This window comes from Paraburkholderia sp. BGA-UO-ETr-F21 (assembly GCF_059567925.1).
The window spans coordinates 420,557-433,666 of record NZ_JCAQOY010000036.1 but is presented as its reverse complement, the minus strand read 5'-3'; the positions used below and the strand labels follow the sequence as shown (position 1 = coordinate 433,666).

Below are 13,110 nucleotides of genomic sequence, written 5' to 3'. Positions count from 1 at the left end.
ACACTGACACCGAAGCCGATGCGCTTCAGGCTTGAGGAGTTGCAGATGATTTCTCTGCGTAACGTTTCGAAGTGGTACGGCGAGCAGCGCGTGCTGACCGATTGTTCCGCCGACATCGGCCGGGGCGAGGTGGTCGTGATCTGCGGGCCGTCCGGTTCCGGAAAATCGACGCTGATCAAGTCCGTCAATGGACTCGAACCGGTGCAGCAAGGTGAGATCGTCGTTGACGGCACGCTGGTCTCGGCACGCGGAGCTAATCTGCAAACGCTGCGCGCGCGGGTCGGCATGGTGTTTCAGCATTTCGAACTATTTCCGCATCTCAACATTCGCCAGAACCTGATTCTCGCGCAGGTCAACGTATTGCGCCGCAGTCGCGACGAAGCCGCCGACAAGGCGCGCATGCTGCTGCAGCGCGTCGGCTTGCGCGCGCATGAGGACAGGTTTCCCTCGCAGTTGTCGGGCGGCCAGCAGCAACGGGTGGCGATCGCGCGGGCGTTGTCGATGGATCCCGTCGCAATGCTGTTCGACGAACCGACCTCCGCACTCGATCCCGAGATGGTCAATGAGGTTCTGGACGTGATGACCGAACTCGCGCAGGACGGCATGACGATGTTATGCGTCACGCACGAAATGGGCTTTGCGCGCCGTGTCGCGGACCGGGTCGTGTTCATGGACCAGGGCGCCATCGTCGAGGACGACACGAAGGACGCTTTTTTCGAGCGTCCGCGCTCGGCTCGTGGCCGCGACTTTCTCTCCAGGATTTTGCAGTGATGTCCACTTGATTTTCTTTCCATCGCAGGTCTTTTCGACGGAGCAAACATCATGCGTTTTCGCCATGTTCTCAGCCTCATTGCGGTTGTCGTGCCGCTATCGTTCACCTTGACAGGTAACGCGCATGCCGACGATCTCGGCACGCTGACTCCCGGCAAGCTGGTCGCCGGTGTCGATGCGAACAACAAGCCGTATTCGTATATCGACAACGGCAAGATGACGGGCTTCGACGTCGAATTGCTGCGAGCGGTCGCGGCGAAACTCGGCTTGAGCGCCGAGTTTCGCGCGCAGGATTTCAGTGGATTGCTGCCGGGCGTTGCGAACCAGCAACTCGATCTGGCCGCCGGCTCGATTTCGATCACGAAAGACCGCCTGAAGATGGTCGATTTCTCGGAGGGCTATCTGACCGGCCTGCTGAGCGTTGCGACCTTGCCCGACAGCACGATTACGAGCGACCCGGCATCGGTGAAGGGCAAACGGATCGGCGTCGTGCAGGGCACCATCGAGGACACCTATTCGGACAGCTATCTGCCGGGTGCGCAGATCGTGCGCTTTCCGAATCTGAATGCGGGCTTCCTGTCGATGCGCTCGAAATACATCGACGGCTATTTCGTGGACAAAACGCTCGTCGAGGGTTTGCAGAGCAAGTACCCGCAACTGAACATCGCGGACAAGCTCGATATCTCGGCCGTCAACCTTCCTGCCGGCTTCCCGGTGCACAAGGGCAACGCGAAGCTCGAGGCGGCGCTGAACAAGACCATCGACCAACTGGTTGCGGACGGTACGTGGGTCAAGCTGTACATGCAGTTCCACCCCGGTTATCCGAAGCCCGCGAATCTGCCGCCCTACGCGATGAAGACCGGTAGCTGATCAGGCCCGGCCGGCGGCTCAACCCGCCGCCGGCGCTCAACAAGGAGCGCACCATGAATGCTTTCTTGCAGAACTTTCTCGACTGGCCGCTGCTGGTCTCGTCGATGCCGTCTTTGCTTTGCACGGGTCTCGTCAACACGCTGGTGCTGTCGGTGTTTTCAACCGTGCTGGGTATCGTCGCGGGCATGGTGCTCGCGTTGATGGCCGTGTCTCATACGCGCTGGTTGATGCTGCCCGCGCAGGTGTTCGTCGACGTGTTTCGCGGCCTGCCGGCAGCGCTCGTGATCCTGCTGGTCGGGCAGGGCCTTGCGCCCGTGGGACTGGCGATCTTTGGGCCCAATCCGTACCCGCTCGCAATCGTCGCGCTTGGGCTGATTTCGTCCGCGTATATCGCGGAGATCTTTCGCTCCGGCATTCAAAGCGTGGGGCGCGGACAACTGTCCGCATGTCAGGCGCTCGGCATGACGTACTGGAGCAGCATGCGCTATGTGATCGTGCCGCAGGGCGTGCGGCGCATCTTGCCGGCGCTTGCGAATCAGTTCATTTCGATCGTCAAGGATTCGAGCCTGGTCTATTTTCTCGGCCTGCTGACTTCGCAGCGCGATCTGTTCACGATCGGCCAGAACACGTCGGTGAATACCGCGAACCTGTCGCCGCTGGTGGCCGCGGGCGTGGTGTACCTGCTCGTGACCGTGCCGCTCACGCATGCGATTAACCACATTGACCGTTGGACCAATCGTCATTCGAATCCGTCGCGCGGTCATTCCAGAACGGGATCGTCACGCCGGCAGCGCAAGGCGCAGGCTTCCGCCAATTCGACCGTCGCGGTCAGGGCTGGCGTCGCCGATCAACATAACTAGCCTTCACAGGCAGGATATCAGCCACGATGGGACCGAAAGTAGAAACAGTCGCCGACGACACCACCTTGCCAGCCAAAGTCGATGTCGTCGTGATCGGCGGCGGCATTATCGGCGTGAGCACGGCCCTTTATCTCAGCGAGAAAGGCTTGCAGGTCGCGCTATGTGAGAAAGGCCATATCGCGGGTGAGCAATCGAGCCGCAATTGGGGCTGGGTTCGCGTCACGCATCGCGACATGCGCGAGTTCGCGTTGAGCATCGAAAGCCTGAAACTATGGCGGAAACTGGATGCGAAGCTGGGTATCGACACCGGCTTCAATCAATGCGGCATCCTCTATATGACGGACGAAGACGCCGTGATGGACAGTCACCACGTATGGCTCGACAAGGCGCGCAACGTGGCGGGCGACGCGTTCGATACATGTCTGGTCGACGGAAGTACTGTTGGCGCACTGCTGCCTGGCGCCACGAAAGCGTTCAAGGGCGGACTCTACACAGCGGGCGACGGCCGCGCCGAACCGCAAAAAGCCGCACCCGCGATCGCGAATGCGTTACGCAAACGCGGCGTCAAGATTCTGACGCCGTGTGCCGCGCGTGGCGTCGAAACGAGCGCGGGGCGCGTCAGTGCGGTGGTCACCGAGCACGGTACGATCCGCTGCAATAGCGTCGTCGTCGCGGGCGGCGCATGGTCGCGGTTGTTCTGCGGGAACCTGGGTGTCGATGTCCCTCAACTGCTGGTAAAAGCCTCGGTGCTTCGCACTGAGCCGCTCGACGGCGGCCCGGCCTGTAGCGCGAGCAACAAGAAATTCGCGTTTCGCAAGCGCGCCGACGGCGGTTACACGATCGCTTTTGGCTTTCGCACTTATAGCGATCTCACGCCCGATTCATTTCGCCTGTTCTTCAAGTACGTCGAAGCACTGAAGAGCCAGTTGGGCTCGTTGCGCATTGGCATTGGCGCTCGTTTCTTCGATGAATTGCGCCGTCCACGTCAGTGGGCGCTCGACCGTCCCACAGCGTTCGAAGAGATCCGCACGCTCGATCCGGAACCGATCACCCGATACACCGACGCCGGCTTGCACGAGTTCATCAAGGTCTTCCCGCATCTGGCGCACGCGCGAATCGCGCAGCGCTGGGCGGGCTACATGGATGTGACGCCTGACGCAATTCCCGTGATTTCCGGTGTGGATACGGTGCCGGGACTCTTCATCGGCACCGGCTTTTCGGGGCACGGGTTCGGCATCGGGCCGGCGGCCGGCAAGCTGATGGCGGATCTGGTGACGAACGACACGCCGCTCGTCGATCCGCACGCGTTTCGCCTCAACCGTTTCAGCGACGGTACGAAAATCGTCATCGACGCGGGCTTTTAAGGTAATGCTTTTACGGAGAGAGTCATGCAAAAAGTAGCCATGATTTCCGGCGCGAGTCGCGGCATCGGGCTGGCAATCGCGACCGAGTTGTCGCGGCGCGGCTATAGGCTGTCGCTGGGCGTGCGCGATCCGTCGGCGCTCGCCGGTCGTTTCGATGCGTTCGCGTTTCCATACGAAGCGCGCGACACAAACGCGGGCCGCCGCTGGGTCGAGGCAACGGTCGAACGCTTCGACCGTATCGACGTGCTGGTCAGTAACGCGGGCATCTGCAAGCACATCGGCCTGGAAGAGGGCACCGACGAACTGCTCGAAGAAACGCTCGACATCAACGTGAAAGCACCGTTCCGGCTGGTCCAGGCTGCGTTGCCGCATTTGCGCCGCGCGGGCGGTGCTCGTGTCGTGCAGATCGCGTCGCTATCCGGCAAGCGCGTGAAGAACCTCAACGCCGGCTATCAGATGTCGAAGTATGCCGCGATAGCATTGACTCATGCCGTCCGGCGCGCAGGCTGGGACGATGGCTTGCGTGCGACGGCGATATGCCCCGGATTCGTCAACACGGAAATGGCCGCCGGCATCGCGGATCTCGCGCCGGAAGCGATGACACAACCCGAGGACATCGCACGATTGGTCGCCAACACAATCGAGATGCCGAACTCCGCGAGCGTCGCGGAAATCCTCGTCAATTGCCGGCATGAGGACCTGTTTTAGCAGGCTCAGTCGTCGAGCGTTTCGTGCACCGCTTCGGCACCCTGTTTCCAGTAGCTGGCCGCGCGAATACGCGATTTGTCGACGCCGCGCTCCGTGCACAGGTGATAGCGCACCGCGCGCATGGTGGCGGCTTCGCCGGCCGCCCACACGTACCCATCGCCGTTTTCAGGCAGGTAGATTTCGCGGACCGCCCGCAACAAAGCTTCGCCGCGTACGCTCACTTCGTTGCGATGGCACCAGACGATATGCAACTCGGCCTGTGTCGTGAATTCGATCTGCGCCGACGCGTCGGCGACTTCGATTACCGCGGCGACGCGCGTGCCGGCCGGCAGTTCTTCGAGGCGGCGGGCGATGGCGGGCAACGCGGTATCGTCGCCGATCAGCAGATGCCAGTCGAAGCCCGTGGGGATCACGAGTGAACCGCGCGGGCCGCCGATACCCAGGTACTGGCCCACCTTGGCTTGCGCCGCCCAAGTAGCGGCGGGGCCCGCGTCGTGCAAGGCGAATTCGATGTCGAGTTCGCGCGCCTCGCGATCGAAGCGGCGCGGCGTGAAGTCGCGCGCGACCGGCCGCGGCTGGCCGGCGGGAAACACCGGGCCGTTCGGGCCTGCTTCCGGCAGCACCGGCTTGTCCGCGCCGGGTTCGGGGAAGAACACTTTGATGTGGTCGTCGAAGGAAGCGGAGACGAAGTCGTGCAGGTCTTCGCCCGTGAAGGTGACGCGGATCAGATGAGGCGTCAGCGCGCGCACCTGCTTGACCTGCAGCAGACGGAATTTCAGCGGGTGCCGCACGCGTTGAACGGCCAGATCGGTTGGTTGGTGTTTCATCAGCATGAGAGTGCTACTCCTGTTGGTTCGATAGGCGCGTTCACGCGCTGGGGCCGCAGCCGGCGCACAAGTCCGCGCGCGGTGCGGGCCGCTCGATGTCAAACGGCCGTTGCGCCGCCGTTGCCGGTTTCGCTGCTGTCCGGCTTGACCTGGCTTTCGATTTCTTTGGCCGCGCGCATCAGAATGTCGGCGATGCGGCGCTGCTCGGCCGCTGGCGCGTTGTCGCGCAGCAGCAGCGCACGCTTGAGCGCACGGCGCGCTTCGTTCAGCTCGGGCAGCCAGCCGCCTTCGCTGATGTCGGCCGGCTCTTCCCCGGCAAACGCGCGGCGCACCGAATCCATCTTGCGCGCGATATGGCTCAGCCTGGCGAGCATCAACTCGACGCGCTCGCGGTTGGCGGCCAGGTAGTCACGGCCCGTTTCCGACAGTTCGTAGCGCTTGCGGTTGCCTTCGAGTTGCACGGTCACATAGCCGAGTTCTTCCAGATACGTGAGCGCCGGATAGACCATGCCCGGGCTCGGGCTGTAAAAGCCGTTCGAACGGGTTTCGAGCGCTTTGATCAGTTCGTAGCCGTGGCTCGGCTGCGTGCCGATCAGCGAGAGCAGCAGCAGTTGCAGGTCGTCGGAACTGAATTTGCGGCCGCGCGGAAGACCGTCGCCGTCGCCGCCGAAGCCGCCTGGGCCGCCGCCGAAGCGCCCGCCGCGACCGCCGCCGCGCTGCTCATGATGGCGGCCGATGGCATGCCACAGGGCGCGCGGCGAGAAGCGGTCGAAGCCGTGGCCGTCGTGGCTGCCTTGGCCGACTTGGCCACGGGCTTCACGGCGGGCATCGCGTTCGCCTCGTTCGCCTGGTGCGCGACGAGATTCGCGGTGGTGTGCGAACGCATGCCACAGTGCATGAAGCGACGCCGCTTCGCGGCCGGTGTAGGAACTGTCGTCCGCTTTGTGCGGACGGGAAAATCGATGGTGATGACGCATCTTGGGTACTCCCATTTGTGTCTTAAGATGTGTCGTAAGATATATATCTAAAGATAGTTTGTCAAATTTCTTTTTTGCGTATATCGGGAGACAACAAAGTCTGCGGGAAGGGGGAAAGGGCTGTTCAGATACAACAAAGTCTGCGGGAACGGCAAAAATCGTTGTGCAGCGCAATGTTTTCAATTGAAAACAGCGATCCGTATCAATTTATGATAGTTTTTTTCGTCGAGTCCGGCCGGCCCGAAACTCGTCAAGGTTTTGCCTGACAAGGCCGAAATTCTATAAAAGGGCCATATCAATTAGGGGTGACTTTGTTTCTGCGCAGAAATGCAGCACTGAGATGTGGGCATGGACAGCGCGATTCGGAAGGGCGAGACGCCGCTGAAGGCCCAAATGTAGTTTGTCTGAATAAGAGCGCGCGTATGTGTCGGGATCTCGGAAGTGAATTTCCGCTGACCCGTGTTGTTACGGATCCCTAGAGCAACCACAGTTGAATTAGACCCCTGCCTTGTTCTCTGCGTGCCGTCAGCTTCATCGGTCGTCATGCAGAGATTTAGCGCTATACAACTATGCGGAGGTGATTACCTCGCTATGACGAATTTCGGTATGCGAAATATGTTGTCTTGGCGGAGAAAAAATTTCTTGCATGAAGGAAATCGAGTTTCTATTTGATGGAGAATATGATGAAAGAGCGTAATGAAGTAGCCGTTGCAATCGGCAGTATTCAGGAGCTTCAGTCGCTTGGTTGTCGTCCGGAGATGGCGCATGGTTTGCCTGATGACATGCCCTTCCTCATCTTCCCTCTGAAGCCACGTGAAGCGAATTGCCTCCCGGAGAACGCTGAAAACCTAAACTTCGGGTTCGGACACATCGAGCTTGTTGACCGAGTGCTGATGACGATGCGGCTTCAACTCGAAATGACGCAGCTTTACTGGGTGGCAGAGATGACTGACCCGAACCTTTGGGCAGCCATCGACATGTGGCGCAAATATGAACGCCTTCCGATTGGACTTGCGGTCGATAAGAGCGATAGGTGGGGCGCAATATTTCTCGAAATCGACTTTCGCAACATGAAACTTAAGGATGAAATCTATCGTGCCGCTCCGCGACGGGAGGCGACAGCGCAAGACTGGCATGAAATCGCCGGGCTAGTGACTGGCTTTATTCAGCAGCAAGCGTCGACGGATATCGAGCACATTCCGCTGCAACATGTGTTTGCCAGCGCGCTGCTGACCGACCATTATGCCGAGGTTGCGAAGGAAGAGATAGTGATTAGGAGGCCGGCGTTTGTGCGACGGGCAGATGGATTGGGTATTCTTGTTGTCGCCTGATTAGGTCATTTTGAAGAAACTATAGGTGCGCGATCAACCGGTCGCGCATTTTTTACGCGTACGTATGGTGGATTGGCGCGTGAAATTGCTATCTTTCGATCGACACGGGCAGCAACGATATGCGGTAAATGAACCCGGCGTCACAGTGCGCTTTTCGCGCATGCTGCTTTGCTGAGGCAACCACAGCTGCATGTCACTAGCCATCATGGTCGTTGAGATTCCGTAGCGATCGTGTTGCACATGCGCCGTTTACATATCTGGTCGCTGGTTGTAGCCGGTCCGCCACGATTCCAATCGCGTGTTAATTTCATCGACGGACTTGGCGGATTGGAAGTCTGCATCGTTCAAAAGCTTCGTCAACGAATGAAAGCAACTGGATATCGCAGGCATTGCTGTAATAGGCTTTTCCAAGAAGACCGATTCCGGCTTATGAAACCAGTAGCAGGCAAGTGTGCAAGCGATAACCAGTTGTTGATTGTCTGTGACCACGAAGTCCGGAGAGTTTCCTCCGGAGTCTAGTTTGATAATCTCCTGCGCCTGCCAGTTCTTTTGTCTCGGTTCATAGAGCGCAAGGGAAATGCACTTCGATCGCGGTACTTCGATTACCACGAGCGCCTCGAAATCGGGTTTGCCAAAATGTTTCCCTTTCCACTGCGTCACGAACCATGCGCGTGACGTGTCGCTCAGTGACACTGAATCCCAGCGGCCTTCTTCGGTGTTTGCCATCAAGTACTCCCAGCATGGTGATCCCACGCTATCAACAACTGCGATGCCGGACAAGTAGGGAAAACGACGTTTCACATGAAACACCAATTTCCGCAACGAGTCATATAATACGGATTACGAATTAAGTGTCGTAAGCGAACGTGCGGACCGATCTTTATCAATCACCTGTTGTCGGCGCCCCACCAGATCGATGCTGAACTTCGCTCAGTCGGCGGCGGAACTGGTTTCTCTTCGTTGCTGGTATCCGTGGTTGCTGCGCGTGCAGATCGAACGCACGGGTGAAGGTGAAGGTGAGGGTTGGCGTCTTCCTGTCCGTGTAATCGCGCGCCTTCGCTCGGCACGACCGGGGCGGTTGCGGGGGCCTCCGCTTCACGAGGCGAGCAGGCGAAGGCTCAGTAGTCTTCATAGTTAGCGTGAAAATACTCACGTGAAGAATAGGTGATTCTAATCCATAGAGCAAGGAATCCCGGGTGGAGGGCGACGATAACGAATGGGCGATGTTGGCTTCGCGAGCAATTCGAGGCCTACTGGTCCGTAAGGGAGTGAGCGTGCCACGCTTGGCGTCGGAATTTGCCCGGCAGGGTGGGAGCGAATCCGCACGTGCATTGGAAGGCCGCATGCACCGAGGAACTTTTCGTCTTGGGTTTTTCCTTCAGGTCGTCGCGACTATACAAGCAGACTATCCGCCGCACTGGCGCAAGGCTATGACATCCGCTGGAGACTGGGATGCACGCGCATCGCATCTGTTTCGAGCTGAGTTGGCGGCGCGGCCTTGGTTGAACTGGGACGAAGTCAGGCGGCGCCTTGCCTCGATCGGCGAGGCTTGGGATCCCGATACGCTCTCCGCAGTCGCTTCCACCGGTGATTTTGCTGCCACCCTGTTTCTGCAGTGCTCCGTTGTCTGCTCGTTTCAAGGGATCGAGCTTTTCGTAGACCACTCTGATCTCTGTGAGGCCGCTCGCAAAGGTGCCGCGAGCTTGGGAGGGATTCGTCGCCCGAGGTCGGATCGGGCTTGATCTCCCCAAGTAGCGTCCTATAGTTGCATGTAACGTGAAAATTTTCACGCGGACGGCGTGGACGGCGTGCGTGAAAAAAGGATGGAAACGCGGATGCCGCGCTCTGAACTTGGATCAGATGACGATCCTTCGCTCGACGACACCCGGGTGTCGCGCTTATTCCGTACCGCCGCTGTGGCGGCGGTACTGTTCGATTGGTCGTCGGTGCAGGCGCTTCTCGAACTTCCCGATGCAGAGTTAGGGCGGTTGTTCAAATGTAAGCTCGCACAAGTCATCGGACTGTCAACCGCGCTTAACGTGGACTTAAGTTCGGACCACGAGTACAACGATAGTCCACGCAAGGATCTCAATCGCGTCACGCATCGTGGGATCTCATCGCGTAAGTCGCTCGTCTCCAAAGGCAAGTTGCTTCGCGCGGCAATTGTCTGCGATGCCTTGGGAATCTCCGAGCAACGGCTTGCGAAGATCGTCGCCGCGGGTCAAATCTTTACCGTTGAAGTCGGACGCGGTCAATTCTATCCGGCGTTCTTCCTTGCAAGAGAGCTCGATCGCAGGCAATTAGCGAAGGTTGTGCGACGGCTGGACGGTTTGAACGGCTGGGCCAAATGGAAATTTTTCACGGAGCCGAAGGCGTCACTTACCAATTTAACGCCACTTCAAGCGCTCTTGCATGGAGAAATGAAGCCGGTGTTGCAGACGGCCGATGCTTTTGTGGCAAGCTCGAAGAAGCTTGCGAAGGGCAAGGTGTCGGGCACCCGAAGTTCGTGAAGCCATGGGAGAAACATGGAACTTCGCTCTGAACAATACGCATCCGCTGTTTGTGCCGGCGATCGGCTTCATACTCAGCTTGCTCATCCTGCGCGTCAAGAAGCGGTACATAAACGAAGGGGTTTTCTTCGGACGATCCACTGCTTTGCCAAGCGGTACGATCGCTCCGAACTCGGAGGAGGAAAACGTAATGCCTTCAGAAAACGAAATCGACCTCTCCGCTGCTCTTCGTAAATTTCACGAACTCGCCGTGTCTGAGGGCGACCTTGGACACGAATACTGGCACAGGGTCGGTCAACTTCTTCAGCGAGCAAATGAGATGCAAGCGCAGATAGATTCGCTCAGCAAAGAACTGGAAGTGTGTCGCGCGGGGCTCCGAAAAATCTGATTGAAACTACGGTGGGACCACGGCGTCCAGCGAACGGGCTCGCAACCCGGATACATGCCGACACGGCGCCGCGGCGTGATGCATCGATCATGCAGAAGGGCGAGCGCACTGACGTGCCACTCTGGCTGCGAATATTGGGCCCGTTGGCCTGAGCCCCGTTCAATTCCGCAAGAACGGATGAAACGAGTTCATCTGGTCTTCCCGTCCCTTCCATTCATCAAAATTCTTAGAGATCGGAGACTTCTCGGAGTAAATTTCCGAGTACAAAACCTCGCTCTCTCAGACTTAGATTTACGGACTGATTCGAAAAGTCCAGTCAAGCGGCCACGATTTCGCGCCACGTCATGCATGCTTTGTTCGAGTAATACAAATGAGCAGGCACTCGGCGGAGCCGGGAGAGGTCTCAAGTGCCCGAACTCCCCGCGGCGGATATGCAGTGGCGACACGAGGCCCGTGCCAGAGAGTAATCAATATGGTAGCTAGCCGCACACACTTCTTCGGAGTGCCCTGGGGCGAAGGACCACGTGATTGCCCCAAATAGCCGAGAGCAAGCAGCGGCTGCGCAAACGCCTGCTCCAAGCGTGCCACAAAAAGACAGCGCATAGCTCGACCGGCGAAAACCCAGTCGTTGACGTTGCGATTATCGGTGCCGGGGCAACCACCGTCGAACTAGCGGCGGAATTGCGCCCAATGGAAAGCACTTTTAAAGACTTCAGGATTTTGGCCAAAGGCCCGCAGGCCAGTTTGCGGATCAACCTTCTTGAGGCCGGTTCGCGCGTTCTGCCAGCGCTTCCGCGGCCAGTGTCTGATCCGACACCGGCCGTGTTAGATATCGGGTTTCCACCGATATCAAAGCAGAGTTTTCTGACAGTAAGTGGGCGGATGGTTAGCTTGGCTTACCCGGCAGACAAGAATAATCAACTGTACGCAGTGCGAGTGACGGCGCAAACTGAGCTTATTAGATGCGAACCATATGGAGAATAAGCAGGGAGACGACCCTCCGAGAATCCGCATAGCCAATCGTCTCAGCTGCCGCGTTCGGCACAGTTCCCCCCGCATGTTGATAGCAAAAACTGGGCGATCTAATCAACAGAGTCCCGGAAACGGTCGTCTGGCATCGGACGGCACCGGATCTGGACAGCGTGCCCACCGCGTGATTGGTGGCGGATACAGTGAGTCGGATCTTTGGCGAGGATCCCGGCTCTTGTTCTTTCGTGGGGCGCATCGCTTGCTGCACGTTGTGGTGCTGCCGAGGCAGCACCTTTTGTTGATGCTATGACAGGATTTGCACAGAGAGCGAACAACCACTTGTACTGTGCTATGAGGCCGCCAGGACCAAAAAGTAGCCCTGCTTATAGCCACCGAGGAAGAAGGACGACCCATCGATGGGTTTAAAGGACTCGACATCGCTGATCACGTGCTTTTCCGCGTCGAGAAAGACTACGTACGGCTTAACTACCGTCGCCAACGGCAACCAGTCACTCGAAAGCCATGTGCGAATGCGCAGCGTGCTTGGCGATTGTCGCGGTTTGATCGAAAACGCCGCGTACACACCCAATCCATCAGCGAACCTTGCTACAGGCGATATATTCTCGTCGAAGCGGACAGTCTCCGTCTCATCTGGCTTGAGCGGCTGGTAAGACATCTCTGCGTAGCTCGCGACGCCCAATCGCGATTCAGGCAATGGCGGCGCAACCAGATCCCGCGTCGCGCAGCCGCCTAGCATCACGCCCGCAATCACACCGGCGCTTAACCGGATCCTTTTTATCAAAGCTGTCTCCCGTGCAATTGTTTTATCAAAGACTTGTTTGTTATCGGCAGCGGCGAGCTTCTTCTTGAGAATGAATGGCAAACTTCTATCGGTTGACCTATGCCGATCGCATTTGTCGCAGTGCGGCCAAGAACGGACCTCTCGCAGTGGTTGCAAATCTTTGACAATTCATAGGCTGACGACGTAGGCGAATCGCGCCAACCGTGGCCGGCTCGCCTTAAGGCACCAGAACTTTCTTCATTGAAGGTGCGGGGTGTAACACATAGTTCTCTCGCTCATAGAACGGAACGGCGTCGGGTCGCGCGTCGAGAAATATCGCGGTCATACCACGAGCACGGGCGTCGGATTCGGCATATTCCATCAAGGATCGGCCAACACCGCTCCCTCGGCCCGTCGTATCTACCACGAGGTCATCGATATGAAGGTGTGCCCCGCGCGCCAACGTGCGGACGGGTCTCATGCCCATCACTCCGATAATCTTCCCATCGTGAAATGCTGCCACAAGCTCATAGCCCGAATACGATTGCAGGCGGGTCCGCTCAAGGAATTCGCGTTCTTCAAGGGACCGAAGTTGAGCGATGACAGGGTATGCCTGCATCCATTCCGGCGGCGACAGCCTTCTCATTTCTAACCTGCTGCAGCGATATTCAGTCATGAGTCAAGTCGATCCACATTCGAAAAATCCAGATTTTTGCACGGAACCGCGAAGCGAGGTCTCTCGATAGGTTGGGCA

The 13,110-nt window shown here is 58.3% G+C and carries 15 protein-coding genes; 10 read left to right on the top strand and 5 right to left on the bottom strand.

Annotated features, from left to right (window positions below):
* Positions 1-45: 45 nt before the first annotated feature.
* Genes AC57B1_RS23050 through AC57B1_RS23030 form a run of 5 tightly spaced genes read left to right on the top strand, consistent with a single transcriptional unit; the run spans position 46 to position 4,573 of the window.
* A complete protein-coding gene (locus tag AC57B1_RS23050; RefSeq protein ID WP_408295337.1) occupies positions 46-771 on the top strand; it encodes an amino acid ABC transporter ATP-binding protein in 726 nt (241 codons plus the stop codon).
* Positions 772-822: 51 nt separating this feature from the next.
* Positions 823-1,641 (top strand): substrate-binding periplasmic protein, encoded by an 819-nt coding sequence (locus AC57B1_RS23045; RefSeq protein ID WP_496418789.1) that lies wholly within the window; start codon positions 823-825, stop codon positions 1,639-1,641.
* 53 nt (positions 1,642-1,694) lie between these two features.
* Positions 1,695-2,501 (top strand): amino acid ABC transporter permease, encoded by an 807-nt coding sequence (locus tag AC57B1_RS23040; RefSeq protein WP_286162191.1) that lies wholly within the window; start codon positions 1,695-1,697, stop codon positions 2,499-2,501.
* Between the two features lie 26 nt (positions 2,502-2,527).
* Complete coding sequence (locus AC57B1_RS23035) at positions 2,528-3,865, top strand: NAD(P)/FAD-dependent oxidoreductase (protein WP_496418788.1); 1,338 nt, start codon at positions 2,528-2,530, stop codon at positions 3,863-3,865.
* 24 nt (positions 3,866-3,889) lie between these two features.
* Positions 3,890-4,573, top strand: a complete 684-nt coding sequence (locus AC57B1_RS23030; RefSeq protein ID WP_496418787.1) for an SDR family NAD(P)-dependent oxidoreductase — start codon at positions 3,890-3,892, stop codon at positions 4,571-4,573.
* Between the two features lie 5 nt (positions 4,574-4,578).
* Here AC57B1_RS23030 and AC57B1_RS23025 read toward each other — a convergent pair whose 3' ends face one another.
* Positions 4,579-5,406: a siderophore-interacting protein gene (locus AC57B1_RS23025; RefSeq protein WP_496418786.1), complete on the bottom strand. Its 828-nt coding sequence runs from the start codon at positions 5,404-5,406 to the stop codon at positions 4,579-4,581.
* A 92-nt stretch (positions 5,407-5,498) separates the two neighbouring features.
* Positions 5,499-6,377: a PadR family transcriptional regulator gene (locus tag AC57B1_RS23020; protein ID WP_496418785.1), complete on the bottom strand. Its 879-nt coding sequence runs from the start codon at positions 6,375-6,377 to the stop codon at positions 5,499-5,501.
* 683 nt (positions 6,378-7,060) lie between these two features.
* Between AC57B1_RS23020 and AC57B1_RS23015 the strand changes: the two genes are divergently transcribed.
* The gene (locus AC57B1_RS23015; protein ID WP_496418784.1) at positions 7,061-7,708 is read left to right on the top strand and encodes a hypothetical protein; all 648 of its coding nucleotides are present in this window, start codon (positions 7,061-7,063) and stop codon (positions 7,706-7,708) included.
* Positions 7,709-7,957: 249 nt separating this feature from the next.
* On the opposite strand, the gene AC57B1_RS23010 is transcribed toward AC57B1_RS23015, so the two are convergent.
* Entirely contained in the window at positions 7,958-8,434 is a 477-nt protein-coding gene (locus tag AC57B1_RS23010) for a hypothetical protein (protein WP_496418783.1), read from the bottom strand.
* Positions 8,435-8,931: 497 nt separating this feature from the next.
* On the opposite strand from AC57B1_RS23010, the gene AC57B1_RS23005 reads away from it, so the two are divergent.
* From AC57B1_RS23005 to AC57B1_RS22990, 4 genes are all read left to right on the top strand, one after another.
* Complete coding sequence (locus AC57B1_RS23005) at positions 8,932-9,450, top strand: DUF6471 domain-containing protein (protein WP_496418860.1); 519 nt, start codon at positions 8,932-8,934, stop codon at positions 9,448-9,450.
* Between the two features lie 57 nt (positions 9,451-9,507).
* Positions 9,508-10,218: a hypothetical protein gene (locus AC57B1_RS23000; protein WP_496418782.1), complete on the top strand. Its 711-nt coding sequence runs from the start codon at positions 9,508-9,510 to the stop codon at positions 10,216-10,218.
* Positions 10,219-10,222: 4 nt separating this feature from the next.
* Positions 10,223-10,606, top strand: a complete 384-nt coding sequence (locus tag AC57B1_RS22995; protein ID WP_496418781.1) for a hypothetical protein — start codon at positions 10,223-10,225, stop codon at positions 10,604-10,606.
* Between the two features lie 528 nt (positions 10,607-11,134).
* Positions 11,135-11,590 carry a hypothetical protein gene (locus AC57B1_RS22990; protein ID WP_496418780.1) on the top strand — a complete coding sequence of 152 codons (456 nt, stop codon included), beginning with the start codon at positions 11,135-11,137 and terminating at the stop codon, positions 11,588-11,590.
* 334 nt (positions 11,591-11,924) lie between these two features.
* Here the strand turns inward: AC57B1_RS22990 and AC57B1_RS22985 are convergent, their stop codons facing one another.
* Together AC57B1_RS22985 and AC57B1_RS22980 are read right to left on the bottom strand one after the other, a co-directional pair.
* The gene (locus tag AC57B1_RS22985) at positions 11,925-12,458 is read right to left on the bottom strand and encodes a hypothetical protein (protein ID WP_496418779.1); all 534 of its coding nucleotides are present in this window, start codon (positions 12,456-12,458) and stop codon (positions 11,925-11,927) included.
* Between the two features lie 136 nt (positions 12,459-12,594).
* A complete protein-coding gene (locus AC57B1_RS22980; protein WP_091801146.1) occupies positions 12,595-13,032 on the bottom strand; it encodes a GNAT family N-acetyltransferase in 438 nt (145 codons plus the stop codon).
* Between the last annotated feature and the right edge of the window lie 78 nt (positions 13,033-13,110).

Coding starts and splice junctions, on each gene's coding strand:
- AC57B1_RS23050 (WP_408295337.1), top strand. CDS start 46: ATGATTTCTCTGCGTAACGTTTCGAAGTGGTACGGCGAGCAGCGCGTG.
- AC57B1_RS23045 (WP_496418789.1), top strand. CDS start 823: ATGCGTTTTCGCCATGTTCTCAGCCTCATTGCGGTTGTCGTGCCGCTA.
- AC57B1_RS23040 (WP_286162191.1), top strand. CDS start 1,695: ATGAATGCTTTCTTGCAGAACTTTCTCGACTGGCCGCTGCTGGTCTCG.
- AC57B1_RS23035 (WP_496418788.1), top strand. CDS start 2,528: ATGGGACCGAAAGTAGAAACAGTCGCCGACGACACCACCTTGCCAGCC.
- AC57B1_RS23030 (WP_496418787.1), top strand. CDS start 3,890: ATGCAAAAAGTAGCCATGATTTCCGGCGCGAGTCGCGGCATCGGGCTG.
- AC57B1_RS23025 (WP_496418786.1), bottom strand. CDS start 5,406: ATGCTGATGAAACACCAACCAACCGATCTGGCCGTTCAACGCGTGCGG.
- AC57B1_RS23020 (WP_496418785.1), bottom strand. CDS start 6,377: ATGCGTCATCACCATCGATTTTCCCGTCCGCACAAAGCGGACGACAGT.
- AC57B1_RS23015 (WP_496418784.1), top strand. CDS start 7,061: ATGAAAGAGCGTAATGAAGTAGCCGTTGCAATCGGCAGTATTCAGGAG.
- AC57B1_RS23010 (WP_496418783.1), bottom strand. CDS start 8,434: ATGGCAAACACCGAAGAAGGCCGCTGGGATTCAGTGTCACTGAGCGAC.
- AC57B1_RS23005 (WP_496418860.1), top strand. CDS start 8,932: ATGTTGGCTTCGCGAGCAATTCGAGGCCTACTGGTCCGTAAGGGAGTG.
- AC57B1_RS22995 (WP_496418781.1), top strand. CDS start 10,223: ATGGGAGAAACATGGAACTTCGCTCTGAACAATACGCATCCGCTGTTT.
- AC57B1_RS22980 (WP_091801146.1), bottom strand. CDS start 13,032: ATGACTGAATATCGCTGCAGCAGGTTAGAAATGAGAAGGCTGTCGCCG.